Annotated in this window: 24 protein-coding genes; 16 read left to right on the top strand and 8 right to left on the bottom strand. The window is 69.7% G+C overall.

Features of this window, described 5'->3' with window-relative positions; genetic code table 11:
• The first annotated feature begins 50 nt into the window (after positions 1–50).
• The 5 genes from FFI97_RS31985 to pyrF are packed head-to-tail and all read left to right on the top strand — an operon-like array spanning position 51 to position 3,964.
• A complete protein-coding gene (locus FFI97_RS31985; protein ID WP_260685249.1) occupies positions 51–1,031 on the top strand; it encodes a DMT family transporter in 981 nt (326 codons plus the stop codon).
• The gene (gene tsaB / locus FFI97_RS31980; protein ID WP_139700709.1) at positions 1,024–1,737 is read left to right on the top strand and encodes a tRNA (adenosine(37)-N6)-threonylcarbamoyltransferase complex dimerization subunit type 1 TsaB; all 714 of its coding nucleotides are present in this window, start codon (positions 1,024–1,026) and stop codon (positions 1,735–1,737) included. The genes FFI97_RS31985 and tsaB overlap by 8 nt, the downstream gene beginning before the upstream one ends.
• Positions 1,734–2,276, top strand: coding sequence for a ribosomal protein S18-alanine N-acetyltransferase (gene rimI / locus FFI97_RS31975; RefSeq protein ID WP_139700707.1), 543 nt, complete (start codon positions 1,734–1,736; stop codon positions 2,274–2,276). The genes tsaB and rimI overlap by 4 nt, the downstream gene beginning before the upstream one ends.
• Positions 2,273–3,106, top strand: a complete 834-nt coding sequence (locus FFI97_RS31970; RefSeq protein ID WP_139700705.1) for a uracil-DNA glycosylase family protein — start codon at positions 2,273–2,275, stop codon at positions 3,104–3,106. The genes rimI and FFI97_RS31970 overlap by 4 nt, the downstream gene beginning before the upstream one ends.
• A 33-nt stretch (positions 3,107–3,139) precedes the next feature.
• On the top strand, positions 3,140–3,964 hold the full coding sequence (gene pyrF, locus FFI97_RS31965; protein WP_062477481.1) for an orotidine-5'-phosphate decarboxylase: 825 nt from the start codon (positions 3,140–3,142) through the stop codon (positions 3,962–3,964).
• 7 nt (positions 3,965–3,971) lie between these two features.
• On the opposite strand, the gene FFI97_RS31960 is transcribed toward pyrF, so the two are convergent.
• A complete protein-coding gene (locus FFI97_RS31960; protein ID WP_070063207.1) occupies positions 3,972–4,706 on the bottom strand; it encodes a helix-turn-helix domain-containing protein in 735 nt (244 codons plus the stop codon).
• A gap of 138 nt (positions 4,707–4,844) precedes the next feature.
• Here FFI97_RS31960 and FFI97_RS31955 point away from each other — a divergent pair, with 138 nt between their 5' ends.
• The 6 genes from FFI97_RS31955 to FFI97_RS31930 all read left to right on the top strand — a co-directional run bounded on the left by FFI97_RS31955 (position 4,845) and on the right by FFI97_RS31930 (position 10,955).
• Complete coding sequence (locus FFI97_RS31955; RefSeq protein ID WP_139700703.1) at positions 4,845–5,702, top strand: hypothetical protein; 858 nt, start codon at positions 4,845–4,847, stop codon at positions 5,700–5,702.
• 63 nt (positions 5,703–5,765) lie between these two features.
• Positions 5,766–7,721: an MFS transporter gene (locus tag FFI97_RS31950; protein ID WP_139700701.1), complete on the top strand. Its 1,956-nt coding sequence runs from the start codon at positions 5,766–5,768 to the stop codon at positions 7,719–7,721.
• Positions 7,722–7,931: 210 nt separating this feature from the next.
• On the top strand, positions 7,932–8,378 hold the full coding sequence (locus FFI97_RS31945; protein WP_185993766.1) for a hypothetical protein: 447 nt from the start codon (positions 7,932–7,934) through the stop codon (positions 8,376–8,378).
• A complete protein-coding gene (locus FFI97_RS31940) occupies positions 8,375–9,175 on the top strand; it encodes a DUF2145 domain-containing protein (RefSeq protein WP_139700699.1) in 801 nt (266 codons plus the stop codon). Before FFI97_RS31945 ends, FFI97_RS31940 begins: the two co-directional genes overlap by 4 nt.
• A gap of 201 nt (positions 9,176–9,376) precedes the next feature.
• On the top strand, positions 9,377–10,486 hold the full coding sequence (locus FFI97_RS31935) for a serine endopeptidase (RefSeq protein ID WP_139700698.1): 1,110 nt from the start codon (positions 9,377–9,379) through the stop codon (positions 10,484–10,486).
• 91 nt (positions 10,487–10,577) lie between these two features.
• On the top strand, positions 10,578–10,955 hold the full coding sequence (locus FFI97_RS31930) for a DUF3597 domain-containing protein (protein ID WP_070063202.1): 378 nt from the start codon (positions 10,578–10,580) through the stop codon (positions 10,953–10,955).
• Between the two features lie 71 nt (positions 10,956–11,026).
• Here FFI97_RS31930 and FFI97_RS31925 read toward each other — a convergent pair whose 3' ends face one another.
• The gene (locus FFI97_RS31925; RefSeq protein WP_139700696.1) at positions 11,027–11,809 is read right to left on the bottom strand and encodes an SDR family NAD(P)-dependent oxidoreductase; all 783 of its coding nucleotides are present in this window, start codon (positions 11,807–11,809) and stop codon (positions 11,027–11,029) included.
• A 135-nt stretch (positions 11,810–11,944) separates the two neighbouring features.
• Here FFI97_RS31925 and FFI97_RS31920 point away from each other — a divergent pair, with 135 nt between their 5' ends.
• Positions 11,945–12,325: a hypothetical protein gene (locus tag FFI97_RS31920; RefSeq protein WP_139700694.1), complete on the top strand. Its 381-nt coding sequence runs from the start codon at positions 11,945–11,947 to the stop codon at positions 12,323–12,325.
• Here FFI97_RS31920 and tgt read toward each other — a convergent pair.
• Genes tgt through queA form a run of 4 tightly spaced genes read right to left on the bottom strand, consistent with a single transcriptional unit; the run spans position 12,322 to position 15,182 of the window.
• Complete coding sequence (gene tgt / locus FFI97_RS31915; protein ID WP_139700692.1) at positions 12,322–13,494, bottom strand: tRNA guanosine(34) transglycosylase Tgt; 1,173 nt, start codon at positions 13,492–13,494, stop codon at positions 12,322–12,324. The genes FFI97_RS31920 and tgt overlap by 4 nt on opposite strands.
• Positions 13,494–13,889, bottom strand: a complete 396-nt coding sequence (locus tag FFI97_RS31910; RefSeq protein WP_139700691.1) for a type II toxin-antitoxin system VapC family toxin — start codon at positions 13,887–13,889, stop codon at positions 13,494–13,496. The genes tgt and FFI97_RS31910 overlap by 1 nt, the downstream gene beginning before the upstream one ends.
• Complete coding sequence (locus FFI97_RS31905) at positions 13,889–14,095, bottom strand: AbrB/MazE/SpoVT family DNA-binding domain-containing protein (RefSeq protein WP_139700689.1); 207 nt, start codon at positions 14,093–14,095, stop codon at positions 13,889–13,891. Before FFI97_RS31905 ends, FFI97_RS31910 begins: the two co-directional genes overlap by 1 nt.
• A 37-nt stretch (positions 14,096–14,132) precedes the next feature.
• Positions 14,133–15,182 carry a tRNA preQ1(34) S-adenosylmethionine ribosyltransferase-isomerase QueA gene (gene queA / locus FFI97_RS31900; RefSeq protein WP_139700688.1) on the bottom strand — a complete coding sequence of 350 codons (1,050 nt, stop codon included), beginning with the start codon at positions 15,180–15,182 and terminating at the stop codon, positions 14,133–14,135.
• Positions 15,183–15,307: 125 nt separating this feature from the next.
• On the opposite strand from queA, the gene FFI97_RS31895 reads away from it, so the two are divergent.
• From FFI97_RS31895 to recG, 3 genes are read left to right on the top strand one after another with little or no spacing between them, the layout of a single operon-like run.
• Positions 15,308–15,991, top strand: a complete 684-nt coding sequence (locus FFI97_RS31895; RefSeq protein WP_139700686.1) for a DUF4166 domain-containing protein — start codon at positions 15,308–15,310, stop codon at positions 15,989–15,991.
• Entirely contained in the window at positions 15,988–17,478 is a 1,491-nt protein-coding gene (locus FFI97_RS31890) for a TIGR01777 family oxidoreductase (RefSeq protein WP_139700685.1), read from the top strand. Before FFI97_RS31895 ends, FFI97_RS31890 begins: the two co-directional genes overlap by 4 nt.
• A gap of 11 nt (positions 17,479–17,489) precedes the next feature.
• Positions 17,490–19,598, top strand: a complete 2,109-nt coding sequence (gene recG, locus FFI97_RS31885; protein ID WP_253252562.1) for an ATP-dependent DNA helicase RecG — start codon at positions 17,490–17,492, stop codon at positions 19,596–19,598.
• Here recG and serB read toward each other — a convergent pair.
• Together serB and FFI97_RS31875 are read right to left on the bottom strand one after the other, a co-directional pair.
• The gene (gene serB / locus FFI97_RS31880; RefSeq protein WP_139700680.1) at positions 19,588–20,274 is read right to left on the bottom strand and encodes a phosphoserine phosphatase SerB; all 687 of its coding nucleotides are present in this window, start codon (positions 20,272–20,274) and stop codon (positions 19,588–19,590) included. The genes recG and serB overlap by 11 nt on opposite strands.
• Positions 20,271–21,179 carry a LysR substrate-binding domain-containing protein gene (locus FFI97_RS31875; RefSeq protein WP_260685247.1) on the bottom strand — a complete coding sequence of 303 codons (909 nt, stop codon included), beginning with the start codon at positions 21,177–21,179 and terminating at the stop codon, positions 20,271–20,273. Before FFI97_RS31875 ends, serB begins: the two co-directional genes overlap by 4 nt.
• Before the next feature lie 198 nt (positions 21,180–21,377).
• Here FFI97_RS31875 and FFI97_RS31870 point away from each other — a divergent pair, with 198 nt between their 5' ends.
• The gene (locus FFI97_RS31870) at positions 21,378–22,448 is read left to right on the top strand and encodes an ABC transporter ATP-binding protein (protein ID WP_062477439.1); all 1,071 of its coding nucleotides are present in this window, start codon (positions 21,378–21,380) and stop codon (positions 22,446–22,448) included.
• Positions 22,449–22,455: the final 7 nt, after the last annotated feature.

The raw sequence follows: 22,455 nt of genomic DNA, 5'->3' as shown, positions 1-22,455 counted from the left end.
GATGCCCGCCGCGCCCCCCGCAGACCTCCCCGCCCCTCCTGTCTCCCCGCATGCTCGGCATCGGCGCGGCCGTGGTCACCGTCGTGGTCTGGACCGCCTTCATCCTCATCGCGCGCGCCTCGGCCGCGCGCTCGCTCACGCCCTTCGACCTGGCCTTTGCGCGCGTCTGCGGCGCCAGCCTGGTGCTGGTGCCCTGGGGCGCGTGGCTGGCGACGAAGCACCGCGGCGCGGTGTCCTCGTTCTTCGGCCTGTCGCCGCTGTCGCTGCGCGTGACCGCCACCGCCGGCATCTTCGGCGGCGTGGCCTACGCGCTCATCGCCTACAGCGGCTTCTTCTTCGCACCGGCCGGCCATGCGGCCGTGCTGATGCCCGGCAGCCTGCCGCTGTGGACCACGCTGCTGGCCGCGCTGGTGCTGCGCGACCGCATCACGCCCACGCGCGCCATCGGCCTGGCGATGATCGTCGCGGGCGACCTCGTGGTCGGCGGGCGCAGCCTGCTGCACGCCTTCGAGGGCGGCGAGGTCTGGAAGGGCGACCTGATGTTCATGGGCGCCGCCTTCTGCTGGGCCTGCTACAGCGTGGTGGCACGCCGCCACGGCCTGGACGCCGTGCGCGCGACCATCGCCATCACCGTGTTTGCGCTCATGACCTATGTGCCGGTCTACACCTTGCTGGTGGCCTCGGGCGCGGTCGTGAGCCACATCGGCAGCGCGCCGTGGGGCGAGGTCGCGTTCCAGATGGCCTTCCAGGGCGTCGGCTCGGTGGTGATCTCGGGCATCACCTTCACGAAGATGATCCAGCACTTCGGCCCGGTGCGCACCACCATGATCACGGCGCTGGTGCCGGGCCTGTCGGCCTTCGGTGCGGTGCTGTGGCTGGACGAACCGATGCACTGGAGCCTGGTTGCCGGTCTTGCGCTGGTGACGGCCGGCATCCTGTTCGGCGTGCGCAAGGCAGCGGCCGTGCGCGTGGCGCCGGCACCGGTCTGCCCGACGCCGTGCCCGGCGGGAATGGGGCGTCCGAATGTCTGACAAGCTGCTGGCCTTCGACACGAGCACCGAGCACCTGTCGGTCGCGGTGCGCCACGGCGACCGCGTGCTGGCGCACAGCGGCGTGGGCGGCGCGCAGGCGTCGAGCACGCTGCTGCCGCTGATCCGCGAGCTGCTCGCCGACGCGGGGCTCGCGCTGGTCGAGCTCGACGCCATCGTCTTCGGGCGCGGCCCGGGCTCCTTCACCGGCCTGCGCACCGCCTGCTCGGTGGCGCAGGGCCTGGCCTTCGGCGCCAAGGTGCCGCTGCTGCCGGTCGACACCCTGCTGGCCGTGGCCGACGAGGCGCGCCATGCCTTCGGCGCACAGCGCGTGGTGGCCGTGCTCGACGCGCGCATGGACCAGCTCTACGCCGCGCACTACGACTTCGCCGCCGCCGGCCCGTTCGGCGGCGACCCCGAGCCGCTGCTGCTCGCCCCCGAGGCGCTCGAGGTGCCGGCCGGCTGGGCGCTCGCCGGCAATGCCTTCACCGCCTACGGCCCGCGCCTGGCGGCCGCCACGGCCCGCCACGAAGTGCTGCCCACGGCCGCCGCCATGCTGCGGCTGGCGCCCGCGCTGCTCGCGGCCGGCCGCACCGTGCCCGCCGCGCAGGCCTGGCCGCTCTATGTTCGCGATAAAGTGGCGCAAACCACCGAGGAACGCGCCGCCATCAAGGCTGCTGCCGCTGCCGTTCCGCCGAACCCTGCATGAGCGCCGTCCTCCAGTCCGTCGAAGCCCGTCTTGAACCGCTCACCGTCGAGCGGATCGATGCCGTGTGCGCGGTCGAGCAGACGGCCTACACGCACCCCTGGACGCGCGCCAACTTCACCGATTCGATGGCCGTGGGCTACCACTGCCAGTGCCTGCTGGCGCCCGGCGTGGCGCGGGGTGTCGAGTCGCCCTGCACAAGCCTGGGCGAAACGCTGATCGGCTATTTCGTCGCCATGAAGGGCGTGGACGAGGTGCACCTGCTTAACATCACCGTGGCGCCGGCCTTCCAGCGCCAGGGCTGGGCGCCGCTCATGCTCGAGGCGCTGGCCGGCTGGTCGCGCGGCGAGGGCGCGCTGTGGCTCTGGCTCGAGGTGCGCGAAAGCAACCGGCGCGCGCTCGACATCTACCTGCGGCAAGGCTTTCGCAGCGTCGGCGTGCGCAAGGGCTACTACCCGGCGTTCGACGGCAAGCGCGAAGACGCGGTCGTCATGAGCATGCGCCTCAACGAAACAGGCTCCGCCTGGGGAGCTTTGCGATGACGGACACCGCAGTCCACACCCTGCGCTTGGACGCGCGCCAGCGCGCCATGCTCGACGAGATGGGCGTGAAGGTCTGGTGGCCCGTGCCGCCGGAACCGGAGATCGAAGTCGAAGCCGAGCCAGAAGCTCCCGTGGCCGCTGATTCCGGCATGCCCGACATGCCCGAAGGCCCGCCGCTGGAACTCGACGATCGCGACCAGTCGTACGACGCGCCGCCTCCGCCGCGCCCGGCACCCGCGCCCGTCGCCCGTCCTGTGGCCGCCCCGGCGCCGCGTCCTGTCGCGCCGGCGCCCGTCGCGCAAGGCGCCGCCGTGCTGGTCGAAGCGCCCTGCCGCCTGTACGCCGACAAGGCCGATGCCGCAGCGCCGGTGCAGGGCGGCTGGCTGGTCGTGGCCGACATGCCGCCCGAGGCCGACGGTCGCCACGGCGAGCCCTTCGCGGGCGATGCCGGCCGCCTGCTCGACAACATGCTGCGCGCGCTGAAGCTGCACGACGGCCGCACGCCCGTGCACCTGATGCGCACGCACCGCGGCGTGGCCGCCGGCCAGCCCGGCAGCCCGCAGCCGATCGATGCCGCCTTCGACGCCCACGCGGCGGCGCTGGCGCCCAGCATCGTGCTGGCGATGGGTCCGCTGGCCGCGCAGAGCCTGATGCAAAGCCGCGATCCGCTGGGCAAGCTGCGCGGTCGCGCCGTGCCGCTGGCGTCGGCGAACGGCGTGCCGGTGGTCGCCACCTACCACCCCGCCTACCTGCTGCGCAACCCGGCCGACAAGGCCCGCGCCTGGGCCGACCTGTGCCTGGCCGCAGAGCAGGCCACCCCCACGGACTGAGAGTGGCGGGCGGGGTCCGTAAAATCGGGCCCCATGACTTTCCTCGACAAGCTGGCCGCTGCACAGCAAACCAACGGTTCGTTGCTCTGCGTGGGCCTCGACCCGGAGCCAGCCAAATTCCCGGGGGCGTACAAGGGCGACGCCAGCCGCATCTATGACTTCTGCGCGCGCATCGTCGACGCGACGGCCGACCTGGTCATCGCCTTCAAGCCCCAGATCGCCTACTTCGCGGCCCACCGCGCCGAAGACCAGCTCGAACGCCTGATGGAGCACATGCGCCGCAACGCGCCTCACGTGCCCACCATCCTGGACGCCAAGCGCGGCGACATCGGCTCCACCGCCGAGCAGTACGCGCTCGAAGCCTTCGAGCGCTACGGCGCCGACGCCGTGACTCTGTCGCCCTTCATGGGCTTCGACTCGGTCGCGCCGTATCTCCAGTACGAAGGCAAGGGTGCCTTCCTGCTGTGCCGCACCAGCAACCCCGGCGGTTCCGACCTGCAGGGCCAGCGCCTGGCCAGCGTCGAGGGCCAGCCCTTCCTGTACGAGCACGTCGCCCGCCTGGCGCAGGGCCCGTGGAACCTCAACGGCCAGCTCGGCCTCGTGGTGGGTGCGACCTACCCGGCCGAGATCGAGCGCGTGCGCGAACTCGCGCCGACGGTGCCGCTCTTGATCCCGGGCGTCGGTGCCCAGGGCGGCGACGCGGTCGCCACCGTGCGCGCCGGCTGGCGCGCCGACGCACCGATCATCGTGAACTCGTCGCGGGCGATCATCTACGCCTCGTCTGGCGAAGACTTCGCCGATGCGGCGAAGAACGCCGCGCGCACCACGCGCGACGCGCTCGAAGCAGCGAAGCCCTGACGGGCCTTCAGTTCCGTCGCAGGCGGGTGAAGAGCTCGAATTCCCAGTTGCGCATGCCAAGGAGCAGGGTGTAGCCCTCGCGGTCCTTGGCCGACAGCTTCTGGTCGGTCTGGTGCTGCTGCGCAAAGTCTTGCGCCACGCGCTGCAGCCGCTCCATGAAGGCGGGCGCCAGCGACCGGCTGATCGAGCCGTGCACCAGCAGCAGGCCCTCGGCCGGGCCGTCGAAACCGCCCTTGTAGTAGTCGAGCACCACGTTCTCTCGGAAGAACTCCATCACCGGGCCGTGCGGCCGCCAGCGGAAGGTCTTGGCGAGCTTCAGGCGGTACCGGTTGAGCGGACGCAACTCGATGATGCCGATGCGGTCCAGCTGCGCCAGGCAGCCGATGCACTCGGCCTCGGTGATCCGGTACGACGCCACGATCTGCTCCAGTGTCCACTGGCTCAGCACGCTGATCGCCACCAGCAGCAGCTTCTTGTCCTTGACCACGGCCTTTTCCTGCTCGTGCGTCAGCTCCTTCAGCAGCGGCTGGGCGTCGGCCACGCGCCGTGCCAGCTCGGCGAAATCGATCTTCAGGGCGCGGCAGATCGCATCGACGCGCGACAGCGGCATGTCGCTCTTGGCCAGCATGCGCTTGACGCTGGACTCCGCCATGTCCAGCGACCGGGCCAGGTCGGCATACGTCATGCGGGCGCTTTTGAGTTCGTTCTTGAGGGCCTGGACCAGGTCGACGGTGGTGCTCATGAAGGGAGGGTACGGGTTGAAGGTATAGAAAAAGGATACCGAAGGGAGTGAAATAGTGCCTCGTATCGATTCTCGATGCCTGGGGGAGGGCTGGCAACTAGATTCCACCCGCCAGCCACCACCCCACCGAGGAACGCCATGCTTCTGCCCACCCTGACACGCCGCGAACGCGGACTGTTGTTCACCTTCGCGCTGCTCTTGCTGATCGCCTTCTTCGGCCCGGCGCTGCCGGCCGCCGACGTGGCGATCGCCTCCGTGTTCGCCGACAACCGGCCGCTGTTCCACCTGCCCAACGCGATGGACGTGCTGAGCAACCTGCCGTTCCTGGCGATCGGCTGCCTGGGGCTGTACCGGCTCAACCGCATCGACCGCTCGCACCAGGAGGCGCTGGCCGGGTTCCCGCTGGCGCCGCCCGCCAACGACCCGCCGGACAACACGCTGGACTGCGCCTGGCTGTTCTTCGCCGGCCTGATTGCCACCGCCGCCGGCTCGGCCTTCTATCACCTGATGCCCGACGCGCCCCGCCTCGCCGCCGACCGCGCCGGCATGGCCGTGGCCTTCGCGGGCCTGATCGGCATCGCCGTCTGCGAACGCGTCAGCCAGCGCGCCGGCTGGCCGGCCGCCTGGTTCGTGCTCACGGCCGGCCTGCTGGCCGCCGAGGTCTGCCAGGAAACCGGCAACGTGCTGCCCTGGGCGCTGGTGCAGTTCGGCGGCATGGCGGTGGTGCTCACGCTGGCGCTGGCCACGCCGATGCGCGGCGCCGTCGGGCTCAAGCTGGGCTGGGTGATCGCGTTCTATGTGGTGGCCAAGGCCTTCGAACTGGGCGACCACGCCATCTACGAAGCCACCGGCCACCTCGTGTCGGGTCACACCCTCAAGCACCTGGTGGCGTCGCTGGCCGGCCTGCCCGTGCTGATGGCGCTGTACCGCCTCGAAAAGGGCTGGCGCGCCACCTTGCTGCGGCACAATCCCGACCCTGCCGCGATTGCGGTGTGACGCGGCCTGACCACCGGAACGCCGGTGGCGCAGCGGTAGAAGACAAAGAGGAGATTGCATCGCATGACAACCCCCGCCGCCGCCGCGACTGCGCCCGTGGTGCATGAGCCCAACGCCCACGCGAACCAGTTCGCCCTGCTCGGCCAGCGGCGCTTCGCGCCCTTCTTCTGGACCCAGTTCGCGGGGGCCGCGAACGACAACCTCTTCAAGTTCGCCTTCACCGTCATGGTGACCTACCAGCTGCAACTGAGCTGGATGCCGCCGGCGATGGCGGGGCTGGTGATCGGTGCGCTGTTCATCCTGCCCTTCCTGCTGTTCTCGGCCACGGCCGGGCAGCTGACCGACAAGTTCGACAAGACGAAGATGATCCGCTTCGTCAAGAACCTCGAGATCGCGATCATGGTGATCGCCGCCTGGGGTTTCGTGCGCGCCGACGCGGTGGTGCTGCTGGGCTGCGTGTTCCTCATGGGGCTGCACTCCACGCTGTTCGGGCCGGTCAAGTTCGCCTACCTGCCGCAGGTGCTCGATTCGCGCGAGCTCACGGGCGGCAACGGCATGGTCGAGATGGGCACTTTCGTCGCCATCCTGCTGGGCCAGGTGGCGGGCGGGCTGCTGGTGGCGATGCCGCAGATCGGCCACACCACGGTGGCCGTGGCCTGCTTGCTGCTGGCGCTGGTGGGGCGCGGCGTGGCGCAGGCCATTCCGCCCGCGCCGGCCACCGACCCGGGCCTGTCGATCAACTGGAACCCCTTCAGCGAAACCTGGCGCAACCTGATGCTGGCGCGCGAGAACATCGTGGTGTTCCGCTCGCTGCTCGGCATCTCGTGGATGTGGTTCTTCGGCGCGGTGTTCCTGAGCCAGTTCCCCAGCTTCGCGAAAGAGGTGCTGCACGGCGACGAGCAGGTGGCGTCGCTGCTGCTGGTGGTGTTCTCGGTGGGCATCGGCGTGGGCTCGCTGCTGTGCGAGACGCTGAGCCGCCGGCAGGTGGAAATCGGGCTCGTGCCGCTGGGCGCCATCGGCATGAGCGTGTTCGCCATCGACCTGTACTTTGCCTCGCGCGCCTTGCCGCCTTCGGCCGGCATGGGCCTGGGCGCTTTCGTCCACCAGGCCGCGCACTGGCGCGTGATGGCCGACCTCGCGCTGCTGTCGCTCTTCGCGGGCCTGTACAGCGTGCCGATGTACGCCTTGATCCAGCTGCGCAGCCAGCCCACGCACCGCGCGCGGATCATCGCGGCGAACAACATCCTTAACGCGCTCTTCATGATCGGCAGCTCGGTGCTGGCGGGCGCGCTGCTGGGCGCGGGCTTCACCATTCCGCAGATATTCCTGTTCACCGGCATCGCCAATGCGGTGGTGGCGTTCTACATCTTCATGCTGGTGCCCGAGTACCTGCTGCGCTTCGTGGCCTGGGTGCTGTCGCGCTTCGTCTACCGCTTCGACATCAAGGACGACCAGCACATTCCCACCGAGGGCGCCGCCGTGCTGGTGTGCAACCACGTGAGCTTCATCGACGCGGTGCTGCTGATGGCCGCGAGCCCGCGCCCGATCCGCTTCATCATGGACCACCGCATCTTCAAGGTGCCGGTGCTCGGCTGGCTGTTCAAGCTGGCCAAGGCCATTCCGATCGCACCGCAGAAGGAAGACCCGGCCGCGTACGAGGCGGCCTTTGCCAAGGCCATCGGCGTGCTGCGCGAAGGCGACCTGCTGGGCATCTTTCCCGAAGGCGCGATCACGCGCGACGGCGAGCTGCAGCCCTTCAAGGGCGGCGTGATGAAGATCCTTGAGGGCGCGCGCGCCGAAGGCATCGAACCGCCCGTGGTCCCGATGGCGCTGACCAACCTCTGGGGCTCGTACTTCAGCCGCATCGAGCTGCGCGGTGGTGAGCGCGTGGCCATGGCCAAGCCCTTCCGGCGTGGCTTCTTCAGCCGCGTGGGCCTGCGCGTGGGGCACCCCGTGGCGCCGCAGGAGGTGCAGCCCGAGACGCTGCGCCAGCGCGTGGCCGGCCTGCTGGCCTCCTGAAGCGTGCGCCCCAAAGTATCTCTTCGGGATACTACGGGAAGCCAGGATCGCAACTGGTTGAAGTATTCGAGCCCCGCGGCGTGAAGGCGAACCATCATTCGCTCACCTTCACTGCGCCGCGAGGCCTTCATGCAACCCCTCTCATCCCCCACCGTTTCGATCACTCAGCGCGGCCTGCCGGCTTCGCGCAGGACCGCCCTGGCGCGGTCGATGGCCGCCCTGGCCCTCGCCGTCTGCGCCGCGTTCGCGGGTGTCGCGACGCCGCTGCCCGCACGGGCACAGAGCGAGGCCTCGGCCGCGCTGTCGCTGCTGCCCGTGGCCTCGGTGGTCGGTGCTGCTTCGGTCGTCGGTGCATCGGCCACTGCGGTGGTCGCCGTGCCCGCGGCGCTGTCGGTGGGCGGCTCGGTGCTCACCGTGATCGCGGTCGAGGCCTCGGTCGACGGCACCGTCTACCTGCTCGAACGCGCCTCGGACGGCGCCCGCGCCAGCGTCAAGGTGATGGGGCGCGCCACCCGCGGCGTGTCGGTGGCCGCCGGCACGGCCGTGGTCGTGAGCGTGATCGGCACGGGCGTTGTGCTCTCGGCTGCCGGCGAGGTGCTGGCCTTCGTGCCCAACGCGGTCGGCCGCGCACTGCTCCACAACGAAAGACTGTCGTGAAATCCGCCGTGCGCCCCGCGCTGCTGCTGGCGTTCGCCGTCGCGGCGGTGCTGCCGCTGCAGGCGAACGCCGGCCGCTCGTGCGAACAGGTCAGGCCGACGCCGGCGTTGATCGTCAAGGGCATGCAGCTGGCCGAGCGCACCTCGCAGCAGCTCGATGCGAGCGGCGCGCGCGTGGTCATCCTGGCGCGTGCCGGGCAGGACCTGAGCAAGTACGGCCTGCGCTATTCGCACCTGGGCATCGCCTACAAGACCGACGAAGGCCCGTGGCGCGTGGTGCACAAGCTCAACCACTGCGGCACGGCGGTGGCCGCGGTCTACCGGCAGGGGCTGGGCGAGTTCTTCCTCGACGACCTGTGGCGCTACGAGGCCGCCTGGTCCGTGCCGACGCCCGCGGTGCAGGCGCAGCTGATGGCCGCGCTGCGCGAGCCCGATGCGCGCCTCGTGCGCCTGAACGTGGCGCCCTACAGCATCGTGAGTTACGCCTGGGGCCAGAAGTACCAGCAGTCGAACCAGTGGGCCATCGAGACCCTGGCCGCCGCGATGGAGCCCGCCACCATCGGCACCCGCGCGCAGGCGCAGGCCTGGCTGCAGTTCAAGGGCTACGAGCCCACCACGCTGAACCTCGGCCCGCTGACCCGCCTGGGCGGGCGCGTGGGCTCGGCCAACATCGCTTTCGACGACCATCCGAACGAGAAGCGGTTCTCGGACCGCATCGAGACCGTGACCGTCGACTCGGTGTTCGCCTGGCTGCCGCGTGCGGGCTTAGGCGCGGCGCCGGTCACACTCAAGCTCTGAGAAGGTGTGAACGAACCCGCCATGTCCGCTCATCCCGCCCAGACACGCCCCCTCGGCGTTGCAAATGCTCGCCATAGCCCGAGCTATGGCTGCGCTTTGCGCCTTGAGGGGCTGCGCCTGGGCGGGCTGCTCGGCCACGCCGGATTCATTCACACCTTCTGAGCGAAGCGACGCAACGAAGAAAAGAAAGAAGGAAAGACCATGAGCAAATCCCTGCGCCTGTCCGAGAAGTGGTTCCGCCGCGGCCTCTGGCTGGTGGCGTTCGTGTTCGCGAGCTTCCTGATCGGGCTGGGCAGCACGATCGTGGGCGACCTGCCGCAGGTCGAGCGCGTGCGCGTGCTCGACGACTTCATCGACAAGCCCGCCGCCGAGCCGCTGCGCGCCACCATCAAGGCCTCGGAGGCCGCCGAGCTGCAGGCCGCGCGCGACCTCGATCAGGCGCAGCTGCAGCTCAACACCGCGCAGCAGGCCAGCGCCAACGCGCGCGAGACCTTCGGCAACTGGATCGCCACGCGCCGCGCCACCGCGCAGCCCGACCAGGACACCGAGCTCATCGCGCGCACCAAGGCGCTCGACGCCTTCAAGCAGAAGGAAGACGCGGCGCAGCGCAAGGCCGACGCGCAGCGCCAGATCGCGCTCGACGCGCGCCAGGCCGAGCAGCGTGCGCGCGCGGCATTGGGCGTGCTGGAGCACGACGCGCAGCAGCGCCTGGACGCCGAGTACCGCCGCATCGAACTGCGCGTGTTCGGCTACCGGCTCGCGCTGACCCTGCCGCTGCTGCTGGTGGCCGGCTGGCTGTTCGTGAAGAAGCGCAAGAGCACCTACTGGCCCTTCGTGTGGGGCTTCATCTTCTTTGCGCTGTTTGCCTTCTTCGTCGAGCTGGTGCCCTACCTGCCGAGCTACGGCGGCTACGTGCGCTACGTGGTGGGCATCGTGCTCACGGTGCTGGTGGGGCGCTACGCCATCGTGGCGCTCAACCGCTACCTGGCGCGCCAGAAGCTCGCCGAGCAGCAGCCCGACCAGGTGCGCCGCGAAGAGCTGAGCTACGACACCGCGCTGGCTCGGCTGGCCAAGAGCGTGTGCCCCGGCTGCGAGCGGCCGGTCGACCTGAAGAACAACGAGATCGACTTCTGCCCGCACTGCGGCATCGGCCTGTTCGACCACTGCGGCCACTGCAGCACGCGCAAGAGCGCGTTCTCCAAGTTCTGCCATGCCTGCGGTACCTCGGCCGCTGCGCAGGCGCCGCATACACCTGTGACCGGCACTGCGCAATCGGTCACGCCGGACGCGCCGGTTCAGCCGGCCACGTAGCGAAAGCGCCGCACGGTCGTGCTACAACCCCGGGCTGCGTCACGCAACGCCGTGCCGCGGGTTTTCCCATTCACATTGACGGAGCACACCCATGAGCATTTTCGGCAAGATTTTTTCCAAGATTTTTCCGTCGGCCAACGCCGCTGAAGTCGTCGCCGCACCGCCGGCGGCTGCACCCGGCGCACCGGCCGTTGCCGCACCGCCGCCCGCGATCCCGCTGGGCGACGTTCCCGCCGTCCTGGACGCGATGCCCGGTGCCGCCGGCCTGAACTGGCGCACCTCGATCGTCGACCTGCTCAAGTTGCTGGGCCTGGACAGCAGCCTCGCCGCGCGCAAGGAACTGGCCAGCGAAATCCTCTACAGCAACGGCGAACCGGGTTCGGCCGAATGGAACATCGGCCTGCACAAGCAGGTGATGAGCCGCATCGCCGCCAATGGCGGCACGCTGCCGGCCGAACTGCGCGACTGACCGTCCCGCCACCCACGCAGCAAAAAGCCCGGCATGCCGGGCTTTTTCTTTGGGGCGACCGTTGACGCGCTTCAGGTCCAGCCTGCGTCCACCACGTAGTCCTGCGCGGTGCACATGCGTGAATCATCGGCCGCGAGGAACAGCGCCATCGCGGCAATGTCTTCCGCCATCACACGCCCCGGCAGGCATTGCGCCGCATCGATCTCCGCGCCCGATTCGGGCTTCACCCACAGCTTGATCTGCCGCTCGGTCATCACCCAGCCCGGCATGATCGTGTTGACCCGGATGTTCTGCTTGCCCAGGTCGCGCGCCAGCGAGCGCGTGAGGCCGATCACGCCTGCCTTGCAGGCCTGGTAGACCGGGTAGCCGCGGCCCTTCATGAGCCAGCTGATCGATCCGAAGTTGACGATCGAGCCGCCGCCCAGCGCGCGCATGTCGTCGGCCACGGCCTGCGCGGCAAAGAACTGGTGCTTGATGTTCACGGCCACGAGGCGGTCGAAGTCGTCGCTGGTCACGTCGGCCATCTCGTGGCGCCGGTCGTTGGCCGCGTTGTTCAGCAGCACCGACACCGGCCCGAAGCGCTGGCGCACTGTGTCGATGGCGGCGGCGAGCGCGGCGGTGTCGGTCACGTCGCAGGGCACGAACAGCGCGGGGTGCGCGCCTTGCAGCTGCGCGGCGAGCGCGCTGCCGGCGGCCGTGTCGAGGTCGCAGAAGCCGACCTTCGCGCCTTGGGCATGAAAAGCCCGCACCAGCGATTCGCCGATGCCGCTGGCGCCGCCCGAGATGAACACGGTGCGGCCGGCCAGCGAGGGGTAGCGGGCGGTATAGGCCGTGGGTGGGGAGGCGTTGGTCATGAGGGTGAGGACAACCGCAGTGAAGACAGGGCAAGCGTACCGGATGACGGCGTCCCTGGTGCCGGCCGGGCCTCCACCCGGCGTATGGCTTCCGGCCTGTGGGCAGGGCGCCGTGGCAGGCATACGCTTCGGCCCATGAGCTCCTTCAACCGCCGCTTCGTCTTCTGCCTCGCGCTGCTTCCGGCCGCCTTCGCGGCGCGGCACGTCCGCGCGCAGGCGCAGGCACCGGCGCCCGTGCTGCTCTTCAAGGTGGTCTCGCCGCGCGACGACATCGTGGTGGGCATCGAGGCGGCCCAATTGGGCGCCAGCGCGGCGCCGCCCGTGCAGCGGCTGGCCGCCATGCTGGCCGAGAAGGGTCAGCTCACGCTCTGGCAGTACGCCTCGCACAAGGACGCGAGCGGGGCGCTGGTGCAGGCGCCGCTCAGGCAGGTCGTGGTCTTCAGGAACGAGCTGCTGCGCATCGAACCCTACGCGACGCCCCTGGCCATCCAGCCCCCGGGCGCCGCGAAGCCCTAGACGCCGCGTGCGCGGTCCGACTTGAACTGTGCGCGGAACTGGGTGAACGTGCCCGCGTCGAGCGCCGCGCGGATCTCCGTCATCAGGTTCAGGTAGTAGTGCAGGTTGTGGATGGTGCACAGCATCGGTCCGAGCATTTCGCCGCAGCGGTCCAGGTGGTGCAGGTAGGCGCGGCTGAAGCCTTCGCGCCCGCCGTCGTTCCAGCTCACGCCCGAGGTGCCCGCGCAGGCGTGGCAGGTGCAGCTCGGGTCGACCGGCTGCGGGTCGCTCTTGTGGCGCGCGTTGCGCATCTTCAGGTCGCCGAAGCGCGTGAACATCGTGCCGTTGCGCGCATTGCGCGTGGGCATCACGCAGTCGAACATGTCGACGCCGTCGGCCACGCCCTGCACCAGGTCTTCGGGCGTGCCCACGCCCATCAGGTAGCGCGGCTTGTTCGCGGGCAGCCGGTGCGGCGTGTGGCCCATGATGTGCAGCATCTCTTCCTTGGGCTCGCCCACGCTCACGCCGCCGATGGCGTAGCCGGGGAAGTCCATGTCGACCAGCGCCGCCAGCGACTCCTCGCGCAGGTTCTCGAACATGCCGCCCTGCACGATGCCGAACAGCGCGTTGGGGTTCTGCAGGCGCGTGAATTCAGCCTGGCAGCGCTTGGCCCAGCGCAGGCTCAGTTCCATCGAGACGCGCGCCTCGGCCTCGGTCGTGATGTGGCCCTTGGTGTCGTAGGGCGTGCACTCGTCGAACTGCATCACGATGTCGCTGTTCAAGATGGTCTGGATCTGCATCGAGACCTCGGGCGTGAGGAAGAGCTTGTCGCCGTTGACGGGCGAAGCGAACTTCACGCCCTCTTCGCTGATCTTGCGCATCGCGCCCAGCGACCACACCTGGAAGCCGCCCGAGTCGGTGAGGATGGGCTTGTCCCACTTCTCGAACTGGTGCAGCCCGCCGAAGCTCGCCATCACGTCCAGCCCCGGGCGCATCCACAGGTGGAAGGTGTTGCCCAGGATGATCTGCGCGCCCATCTCTTCGAGGCTGCGCGGCATCACGCCCTTGACGGTGCCATACGTGCCCACCGGCATGAAGATCGGCGTCTGGACCTTGCCGTGGTTGAGCGTGAGCGTCGCGCGGCGCGCGTGGCTGTCGGGGTCGGTCTTGAGGAGTTCGAAGTTCAGCATCACGGTTTGGAGAAATATTTGACGCCGGGCAGTCCGTCGAAATGCGCGTCCTGGGTCCAGAGCGTGGCGCTGCGCGACAGCGCCGTGGCGTAGATCAGGCTGTCGGCAAAAGGCAGGCCGTTGTCGGCCGCGCCCAGGCACAAGGCAGCGTCGAGATCCACCACATCGCCCTGTTGCATGTAGGCCGCTGCGCGGGAGGCGATGGAGGCATCGCGGATGCGGCGCAGGGTCTTGTAGACCTCGTACAAGGTCACGACGGGAACGACCAGCAGGCTGGGGTCGGCCGCGGCCGCCTGATAGAGCTTTGCGCGGTCCGTGGCGCCGAAGACCTCGAGCCAGCAGGACGAATCAAGAATCAGGGGCCCGACGGGCGCCTTGACGGAAGTGCGTGCCATCAGAAGCGCTCGGGATCGTCGACGATGTCCGTCGGAATACCGCGCAATTCGGCTTGCAGCTCTTCCAGCGTCGGGACCGGGATCAGCTCGATCGCCTTCCCATGCCGCACGACACTGAACCGTGCCCCGGGTTCAATGGCCATCTGCTCGCGAATGGCTTGCGGAATGACCACCTGGAATTTGGATGAAACAGTGACGGTTGTCATATCGATCTCCACTTGGTAAGTGAAATTATATCGATCGTCAATTCGGGGTGTTTGACCGCTGCAGCAGCATGGCATCGCCGTAGCTGAAGAAGCGGTAGCCACTGGCAATGGCGTGGGCATACAGCGCCATCACGCGCTCATAACCCGCGAAGGCCGAGACCAGCATCATCAGCGTGCTCTTGGGCAAATGGAAGTTGGTCACCAGCACGTCGACGTGTTCGAAGGCGAAGCCCGGCGTGATGAAGATGCGCGTGTCGCCCGTGGCCTCGCCGCTCTTGGCCCACGACTCGAGCGTGCGCACGGTGGTCGTGCCCACGGCGACCACGCGCCCGCCGCGTGCCTTGCATTCGGCAATGGCGCGCTGCGTGGCCTCGGGCACTTCGTAGCGCTCGGCGTGCATCGTGTGTTCGGCGATGTTCTCGGTCTTCACCGGCTGGAAGGTGCCGGCGCCCACGTGCAGCGTGACGTTGGCGCGCTGCACGCCGCGCGCTTCGAGTTCGGCCAGCAGGCCTTCGTCGAAATGCAGTGCGGCCGTGGGCGCGGCCACGGCGCCGGGCACGCGCGCGAACACGGTCTGGTAGCGGCTCTCGTCGTCGGCCGAGTCGGTGTGCGTGATGTAGGGCGGCAGCGGCACGTGGCCGCAGCGCTGCATCAGCGCATACGGGTCTTCGCCGGCGTCGCTCTCGAAGCCGAAGCGGAACAGCGCGCCGTCTTCCTCGGGCCAGCGGCCCAGCAGCGTGGCGCGAAAGCCGCCCACCATCTCCAGCGTGGTGCCCACGGGCGGCTTCTTGCTGACCTTCATGTGCGCGACCACCTCGTGGCCCTGCAGCACGCGCTCGACCAGCAGCTCGAGCTTGCCGCCGGTCGGCTTCTCGCCGAACAGGCGCGCCTTGACCACGCGCGTGTCGTTGAAGACCAGCAGGTCGCCCGCGCGCAGCAGCGAGGGCAGTTCCTTGAAGATGCGGTCGGCCGGGGCGGGGCCTGTGCCGTCGAGCAGACGGGAGGCGGTGCGTTCGGTGGCCGGGTGTTGTGCCACCAGCTCGGGCGGCAGATGGAAATCGAAATCGGAAAGCGTGAAGGCGCGCATGGTGCTTGAGGGCCGGACGGGCCCGTGCCAAGGAGGCATGGGAAGAGAAAAAGGCGGAGAGCGGCGATTGTCCCATGGCCCGGAATCACGGGCGCCGCTCGGGGTTGCCGAGGCAGAATCGGCGCATGGTCGATTCTTCCGTCGCGCGTGTCACGCCAGCCCCCGCCCCACCTTCCGAAGGCGAGCTCTTCAAGAAGATCCTGGGTGGTGCCTGGATGGGCCTGCACCCCGACATCCGCCGGCGCTTCGACAAGAACCCCCTGCCGGGCAAGGCGCTGCACTACCTGGGCGCGCTCAGCGAGCTGCGCTGCTCGCGCTTCGGCAAGCTGCTGGGGCATCTCACGCAGCCGATGATCCAGGGCGCGCTGATCCCCTACAGCGACAGCCACTTCCCGGTCGAGATCCAGGTCTACGCCCGGCCCGACGACCCGGCCATCTACAAGCAGCGCATCTACCGCCTGCACGGCCGCCAACCGATCCAGTTCACCAGCTTCATGCGCGAGAGCGAGCGCGGCGAGGTGCTGGAGTACGTGGGCATGGGGCTGGGCATGAAGCTGGTGCTGAGCGTGGAGCCCAGCGGCAGCCTGCATTTCCAGAGCGACGGCTATTTCTGGGAGGTGTTCGGCTGGCGCATTCCGCTGCCGGGCCTGTTCACGCCGGGCAAGACCTTTCTCTGGCACCACAACGAGACGCCCGAGCGCTTCAACATCCGCATCGAGATTCGCCACTGCCTCATGGGCACCACCTTCACGCAGGTCGGCGTGTTCGAGGAAGTGCCGGAGCCGGGGCCGCAGGCGGTGTCCGCATGATCGACACGCACCTGCTGGCCCTGCAGCTCATGGCGGCGCAAGGCGCGCTGGGCGCCTTCGACACGCTCTACCACCACGAAGGCACCGAGGCGCTGCCGCGCCGCGGCACGGCGGGGCGCGAGCTGGCGATCCATGCCACGCGCTCGTCGATCTATTGCGCGCTGTTCCTCGGCCTGTCGGCGTGGGCCTGGCACGGCGCGTGGGCGTGGGTGCTGCTCGTGGTGTTCGGCGTCGAGATCGTGCTCACGCTGTGGGACTTCGTGGTCGAAGACGGCAGCCGCCTGCTGCCGCCCACCGAGCGCGTGACGCACACGGTGCTGGCCATCAACGCCGGCGCGTTCATCGCGCTGCTGGCGATGAGCGCGGTCGGCTGGGCAGCGCAACCGACGGCGATGGTGTGGCAGCCGCACGGCTGGCTCAGCGCCTTCCTGGCGTTGTGCGGCGTGGGCGTCGGTATCTCGGGCCTGCGCGACGGTTTCGCGGCGCGCGCGCTGTTCAAGCAGCAGAAGCAGGCGCAGGTACGCGCCGTCGAGGCCCCGGTGCGCTTCGGCACGACACCGCAGCAAGTGCTGGTGACGGGCGGCACCGGCTTCATCGGCCAGATCCTCGTGCGCCACCTGCTGGCCGACGGCCATGCGGTGACGGTGTGGACGCGCGATGCGCGCGCCGCCGCCTGGGGCTTCGGTGGCGCGGTGCGCTGCGTGCAGTCGCTCGACCAGATTCCCGCCGCGGACGCCATCGACGTGGTCGTCAACCTCGCGGGCGCACGCATCCTCGGCCAGCGCTGGAGCGCGCGGCGCCAGCGGCAGCTGCTGCAAAGCCGCGAAGGCCTGACGCAGCAGCTCGTCGCGTGGATCGCCACGCGCCCGCGCAAGCCGTGGCTGCTGCTCTCGGGCTCGGCCATCGGCTACTACGGCGTGCAGCCGCAGGGCGACGCCACCGAACTCGCCGAAGACGCGCCGCCGCAGGACATCTTCATGTCGACGCTGTGCCAGCGCTGGGAGCAGGCCGCGCACGCGGCCGTGGCGCACGGCGTTCGCGTGGCCTGCCTGCGCTTCGGCTTCGTGCTGGGCCACCAGGGCTCGCTGCCACAGCTGCTGATGCCGGTGCAGCTGGGCATGGGCGGGCGCCTGGGCAGCGGGCGGCAGTGGCTGTCGTGGGTGCATGTGCATGACCTGATCCGCGCCATCGCGCATGTGTGGACAGTGGCGGAGTCCGCCACCGACCCTGTCGCCGCGCAGGCCTTCAACGTCACCGCGCCGGGTGCAGTGAGCCAGGAGGCCTTCACCCGCGTCGCCGCCGGCGTGCTGCACCGCCCCTGCTGGATGCCCACGCCCGCCGCGCCCGTGAAGCTGCTGCTCGGCGAGCAGGCCGACCTGTTGCTCGAAGGCCAGCGCGTGGTGCCGGCGCAGCTGCTGCGCACCGGCTTCCAGTTCATGTTCCCCGATGCCCGCAGCGCCTTGACGGACCTTTGCCGTCCACGCTAGAAGCCTTGTCCGTGCCCGCCAAGAAAGAACCGACTCCCCCCGCCGCGCCGGCGTCGCCGCCCGGCACCGGCCTGAGCCTCGTGCAGCGCGCGCTGCGCAAGCTCGGCCTCGTGCGCGACATCGACTTCGCGCTCTACCTGCCGATGCGCTACGAGGACGAGACGCGCATCGTGCGGCTGGCCGACACGCGCGACGGCGACATGGCGCAGGTCGAGGGCGTGGTCACCGAGTGCGAGGTGGTGTACCGCCCGCGCCGCCAGCTCATCGCCACCATCGACGATGGCAGCGACACCTGCCAGCTGCGCTTCTTCAACTTCTATCCGTCGCAGCAAAAACAGCTCGCGGTGGGCGCCCAGGTGCGCGTGCGCGGCGAGATGCGCGGCGGTTTCGTAGGGCGGCAGATCATGCACCCGACCGTCAAGGCGGCCGGCACGGCGCTGCCCAACGCGCTCACGCCGGTGTACTCGACCGTGGCCGGGCTCGCACAGCCGGTGCTGCGGCGCGAGGTGCGCTCGGGCCTGGCGCGCGCGCTGCTCGACGAGACGATTCCGGTGCAGATCGGCCTGCGCGGCGCGTGGGACCTGCGCAGCGCGCTGAGCTTCCTGCACTACCCGACGCCCGACGTGTCGATCGCCGCGCTCGAAGACCACAGCCACCCGGCGTGGCAGCGCATCAAGGCCGAGGAGCTGCTGGCGCAGCAGCTCTCGCAGCTGCAGGCGCGGCTGGAACGCGCGGCGCAGCGTGCGCCGGTGCTGCCTGCGTCCACCGACGCGGCGGCGAGTTCGCTGCATGCGCAGTTGCTCGCCGTGCTGCCCTTCGGCCTCACCGGCGCACAGCAACGCGTGGGCGAGGAGATCACGGCCGACCTGCACCGCCAGATCCCGATGCACCGCCTGCTGCAAGGCGACGTGGGCTCGGGCAAGACCGTGGTCGCGGCGCTGGCCGCGGCGCGCTGCATCGACGCGGGCTTCCAGTGCGCGCTGATGGCGCCCACCGAAATCCTCGCGGCCCAGCACTTCGGCAAGCTGGTCGGCTGGCTCGATCCGCTGCTGGCCGAGCGCGGCCTGCGCGTGGCCTGGCTCACGGGCAGCCAGAAGAAGAAGGAACGCGACGAGATGTCGGCCGCCGTCGAGAGCGGCGAGGCCGCGCTGGTCATCGGCACGCACGCGGTCATCTCGGAGAAGGTGCGCTTCAAGAACCTGGCGCTGGCCATCATCGACGAGCAGCACCGCTTCGGCGTCGCGCAGCGTCTTGCATTGCGCGGCAAGGCCGGCGGCGACCTTGAACCGCATCTGCTGATGATGAGCGCCACGCCGATTCCCCGCACGCTCGCGATGAGCTACTACGCCGACCTCGATGTCTCCACGCTCGACGAACTGCCGCCGGGCCGCACGCCCATCGTCACCAAGCTGGTGGCCGACCACCGGCGCGACGAGGTCATCGACCGCATCCAGGCGCAGATTTCGCAGGGCCGACAGGTCTACTGGGTCTGCCCGCTGATCGAGGAGAGCGAGGCGGTCGACCTGCGCAACGCCACCGAGACGCGCGACGAACTCGCGGGCACGCTGGGCGACCACATCCAGGTCGGCCTGCTGCATTCGCGCATGCCCACGGCCGAGAAGCAGGCGGTGATGGCGGCCTTCACCGCGAACGAAATCCAGGTGCTGGTGAGCACCACGGTGATCGAAGTGGGCGTGGACGTGCCCAACGCCTCGCTGATGGTGATCGAGCACGCCGAGCGCTTCGGCCTCTCGCAGCTGCACCAGCTGCGCGGGCGCGTGGGGCGCGGCGCGGCGGCCTCGGCCTGCGTGCTGCTCTATGCGCCGGGCGACAGCGGGCGCGTCGGCGAGGCGGCGCGCGCGCGGCTCAAGGCCATGGCGGAAACCGGCGACGGTTTCGAGATCGCGCGGCGCGATCTCGAGATCCGTGGCCCCGGCGAGTTCCTCGGCGCGCGCCAGTCGGGCGCGCCGCTGCTGCGCTTCGCCGACCTCGCGACCGACACGCTGCTGCTCGACTGGGCGCGCGAGCTTGCGCCGGTGATGCTGCAGAAGCACCCCGAGCTGGCGCAACGCCACATCGACCGCTGGCTCGGCACCAAGGCCGAATACCTCAAGGCCTGAGCAGGTCGAGCAGCCGGTCGAGTCCGCCGTTGTCGATCGCCAGCGTCGCCGCTTCGCGCACCAGGGGCTTGGCGTGGTAGGCCACCGACAGCCCGGCCACACGCATCATCGGCAGGTCGTTCGCGCCGTCGCCCACGGCGATGGCCCGGGCCGGCGGGATGCCCATCGCGCGGCAGCATTCGAGCAGCTTGTCCTTCTTGGCTTCGCCGTCGCAGATGTCGCCCCAGGGCTGGGGCAGCATGCGCCCGGTGAGCCGGCCGTCTTCGATCTCCAGCACGTTGGAGCGCGTGTCGTCCAGCTGCAGCCGGTCGCGCAGGCGGTCGGTGAAGAAGGTGAAGCCGCCGCTCAGCAGCACGACGCGCAGGCCGGCTTGCTTGCACGCGGCGATCAGCGTCTCGGCGCCGGGGTTCAGGTGCAGGCGCTGGTCGTACACGGCCTGCAGCGCCGACAGCGGCACGCCGCGCAGCAGGGCCACGCGCCGGCGCAGGCTGTCCTTGTAGTCGGTGATCTCGCCGCGCATCGTGGCCTCGGTGATGGCCGCGACCTCGGGGCCGCAGCCCGCGATGTCGGCGATCTCGTCGACCGTCTCGATGTCGATCAGCGTCGAGTCCATGTCGAAGGCGATCAGCTTGAAGTCCGACAGCCGCAGGGGAGGAAGAGAGGGCATGGTGTTCATGGCGTGGGGTGTGCGGCGCTCCAGTGCTGCGTGCCGAGCCAGTCGACGAACTGCCGTGCCAGCGCGGCCACCGGCCCTTCGGTGCGGTACAGCGCGTAGACGCCCGAGGCCGGCAGGCGCGGCTCGGGAAACACCAGGCGCAGCCGGTCGGCGCGGATGTCTTCCTCGAGCAGGCACCAGGGCGCCAGCGCGAGCCCCAGGTCGTTCATGGCGGCCTGCATGCACAGGAACTGGTGGTCGAACACGGGGCCCGGCAGCTGGGGCGGCACGCGCACGCCGGCCAGCTCGAACCAGCGCGGCCAGTTCTCCACTTCGCCGGCGGCCTGCAGCAGCGGATGGCCCAGGCAGTCGGCCATGCTGGCGATGCGGTGGCGCTCGATGAAGCGCGGCGACGCCACGGCCACGAGGTGGTCGTCCAGGCAGCGCACGCAGGTGTGGTCGGGGCGCTGCATGGGAATGCGGCGGATCAGCACGTCACTGCCGGCCTCGGCCTGGTCGAAGAATTGGCGGCCGAGGGTCGACAGCTGCACGTCGGTCTGCGGCGCCAGGGCCTGGAAGCCGGCCAGCCGCGGAATGAGCCACTTCATCGCCAACGAAGGTGTGGTGCACACGCGCAGGCTGGCGCGCTGGTGCGGCGACTTCAGCGCGGCCGTGGCGCTGGCGATGCGGTCCAGGCTGGCCTGCACCTCGGCGAAGTAGTCGCGCGCATGGGGCAGCAGCGTCGCGCCGCGGGCCTCGCGCGCGAACAGCGGCTGGCCCAGGTAGTCCTCCAGCAGGCGGATCTGCTGGCTGACGGCGCTGTGCGTGATGCTGAGTTCGTCGGCGGCCGCGGTGAAGTTGGCATGGCGCGCCGCCGCTTCGAAGGCGCGCAGTGCCTTCAAAGGGGGGAGGCGTCGGGTCACCACATGCGTACCTTGGCGAGCGGGCTTGTCTTCCTCATGTTCTTTTCGTGTTCGGTTGCGTGCCGCCCGGGGTTGGAGGCCGGCGCGCATCGTAGACCGGGAAGCCTGCAGAAAAACTAACCGGCCGCCTTAAAAAATACGGCTGGTGGCGTGCAGGGGGCGCACCTAGCATCGCGCTTCCTTCCACCCTGAACAAGAGACATGGCTTCCATCACCATCGACAACGTCGTGAAGCAGTTCGCCAACCAGACGGTGCTGCAGAACCTGTCGCTGCATGTGCCCGATGGCGCCTTCTACACCCTGCTGGGCCCCAGCGGCTGCGGCAAGACGACCCTGCTGCGCTGCATCGCGGGCTTCAACGAGCCCGACGGCGGCCGCATTCTTTTCGACAAGGACGACGTGACGCGCGTGTCCACCCACCACCGCGACATCGGCATGGTGTTCCAGGACTACGCGCTGTTTCCCGACAAGACGGCCTTCGACAACGTGGCCTACGGCCTGCGCGCGCGCAAGGTGCCCAAGGCCGAGATCGCCCGGCGCGTCAACGAGGCGCTGGACAAGGTGAGCCTGCTCGCACTGGCCGACCGCTACCCCGCGCAGATGAGCGGTGGCCAGCGCCAGCGCGTGGCGCTGGCGCGCGCGCTGGTGATCCGCCCGCGCGTGCTGCTGATGGACGAGCCGCTGTCCAACCTCGACGCCAAGATGCGCCTGCAGATGCGCGACGTGATCCTGGACCTGGTGCGCGAGGCCGGCATCACCACCGTGTTCGTCACGCACGACCAGGAAGAGGCGCTGGCCATGTCGGATCGCATCGCCATCATGGACCGCGGCAGCATCGCGCAGCTGGGCACGCCCGAAGAGCTGTACGGCACGCCGGTGAACGCCTACGTGGCGGACTTCATCGGCTCGGCCAACGTGATCCCGGTGCCGGCCGAGTCCGCCGGCGGGGCTGCGTCGCACGTGCGCTACCAGCTGTGCGGCCAGCAGCTCGACGGCAAGCAGGGCGGCGCCGCGCTGGGCGCGCAGGGCATCCTCATCGCGCGCCCCGAGGCGCTGTCGCTCATGGCGCCCGCGCCCCACGTGCCCAACGCCATCGCGGGCGAGGTGCTGCGCCGCCAGTACCTGGGCTTCAAGACTGCCTACCGCATCCGGCTGCACGACCAGTCGGAGATCCGCGTCGAGCTGCACGCCGGCAACATGGTGGCCGACTTCCAGGCCGGCGATGCGGTGCAGGTGCTGGTGCCGGCCGACAGCCGCGTCGTCGCCGCCTGAACGGACA

The sequence above is a fragment of the Variovorax sp. KBS0712 genome, from assembly GCF_006323185.2.
In the GTDB taxonomy this organism is placed as follows: Bacteria; Pseudomonadota; Gammaproteobacteria; order Burkholderiales; family Burkholderiaceae_C; genus Variovorax; species Variovorax boronicumulans.
This window is presented reverse-complemented; position numbering and strand designations above follow the sequence as displayed.

Bases quoted from the DNA above. Each gene is read 5' to 3' on its own strand.
- FFI97_RS31985 (WP_260685249.1), top strand. From the start codon at position 51: ATGCTCGGCATCGGCGCGGCCGTGGTCACCGTCGTGGTCTGGACCGCC.
- tsaB (WP_139700709.1), top strand. From the start codon at position 1,024: ATGTCTGACAAGCTGCTGGCCTTCGACACGAGCACCGAGCACCTGTCG.
- rimI (WP_139700707.1), top strand. From the start codon at position 1,734: ATGAGCGCCGTCCTCCAGTCCGTCGAAGCCCGTCTTGAACCGCTCACC.
- FFI97_RS31970 (WP_139700705.1), top strand. From the start codon at position 2,273: ATGACGGACACCGCAGTCCACACCCTGCGCTTGGACGCGCGCCAGCGC.
- pyrF (WP_062477481.1), top strand. From the start codon at position 3,140: ATGACTTTCCTCGACAAGCTGGCCGCTGCACAGCAAACCAACGGTTCG.
- FFI97_RS31960 (WP_070063207.1), bottom strand. From the start codon at position 4,706: ATGAGCACCACCGTCGACCTGGTCCAGGCCCTCAAGAACGAACTCAAA.
- FFI97_RS31955 (WP_139700703.1), top strand. From the start codon at position 4,845: ATGCTTCTGCCCACCCTGACACGCCGCGAACGCGGACTGTTGTTCACC.
- FFI97_RS31950 (WP_139700701.1), top strand. From the start codon at position 5,766: ATGACAACCCCCGCCGCCGCCGCGACTGCGCCCGTGGTGCATGAGCCC.
- FFI97_RS31945 (WP_185993766.1), top strand. From the start codon at position 7,932: ATGGCCGCCCTGGCCCTCGCCGTCTGCGCCGCGTTCGCGGGTGTCGCG.
- FFI97_RS31935 (WP_139700698.1), top strand. From the start codon at position 9,377: ATGAGCAAATCCCTGCGCCTGTCCGAGAAGTGGTTCCGCCGCGGCCTC.
- FFI97_RS31930 (WP_070063202.1), top strand. From the start codon at position 10,578: ATGAGCATTTTCGGCAAGATTTTTTCCAAGATTTTTCCGTCGGCCAAC.
- FFI97_RS31925 (WP_139700696.1), bottom strand. From the start codon at position 11,809: ATGACCAACGCCTCCCCACCCACGGCCTATACCGCCCGCTACCCCTCG.
- FFI97_RS31920 (WP_139700694.1), top strand. From the start codon at position 11,945: ATGAGCTCCTTCAACCGCCGCTTCGTCTTCTGCCTCGCGCTGCTTCCG.
- tgt (WP_139700692.1), bottom strand. From the start codon at position 13,494: ATGCTGAACTTCGAACTCCTCAAGACCGACCCCGACAGCCACGCGCGC.
- FFI97_RS31910 (WP_139700691.1), bottom strand. From the start codon at position 13,889: ATGGCACGCACTTCCGTCAAGGCGCCCGTCGGGCCCCTGATTCTTGAT.
- FFI97_RS31905 (WP_139700689.1), bottom strand. From the start codon at position 14,095: ATGACAACCGTCACTGTTTCATCCAAATTCCAGGTGGTCATTCCGCAA.
- queA (WP_139700688.1), bottom strand. From the start codon at position 15,182: ATGCGCGCCTTCACGCTTTCCGATTTCGATTTCCATCTGCCGCCCGAG.
- FFI97_RS31895 (WP_139700686.1), top strand. From the start codon at position 15,308: ATGGTCGATTCTTCCGTCGCGCGTGTCACGCCAGCCCCCGCCCCACCT.
- FFI97_RS31890 (WP_139700685.1), top strand. From the start codon at position 15,988: ATGATCGACACGCACCTGCTGGCCCTGCAGCTCATGGCGGCGCAAGGC.
- serB (WP_139700680.1), bottom strand. From the start codon at position 20,274: ATGAACACCATGCCCTCTCTTCCTCCCCTGCGGCTGTCGGACTTCAAG.
- FFI97_RS31870 (WP_062477439.1), top strand. From the start codon at position 21,378: ATGGCTTCCATCACCATCGACAACGTCGTGAAGCAGTTCGCCAACCAG.